This is a genomic window from Campylobacter sp. BCW_6468, assembly GCF_001762865.1.
Classification (GTDB): Bacteria; Campylobacterota; Campylobacteria; order Campylobacterales; family Campylobacteraceae; genus Campylobacter_D; species Campylobacter_D jejuni.
Window position 1 is genome coordinate 1,204 of the sequence record NZ_MJXQ01000034.1, and the last position, 324, is coordinate 1,527.

Here is a 324-nt window from a genome sequence, read left to right on the forward strand (position 1 = left end):
GGATGAGAATTGCCATTTTCAGCATAAGCTAAATCCTGTCCTATAAAAATGATGTTTTTATGACTTAGATAAGTTGCTAGATAAGATAATGTATGTGCAACACTAAGTCCTACAGCAGCATAAGAAAAATCTTTAAGATTTATATAATATGGAAAAGCAAGAACTTTTTGAGTTATGACTAAATTTCTACCCTTTAAATACTCAATCGCCTTTGGATGAACAACACCAGCACAAATAAATATAACATCCTTATCAAATTCACCAAAATCATTGTTAAAAAACTCAGCAGTAATTTCAGTTCTTTCTAGCATACAAACATAATCA

Annotated in this window: 1 pseudogene; it reads right to left on the reverse strand. The window is 29.9% G+C overall.

Annotated elements, in window-relative coordinates:
• Positions 1–324: pseudogene (locus tag AJ889_RS09655) on the reverse strand (6-hydroxymethylpterin diphosphokinase MptE-like protein); the annotation flags it as partial.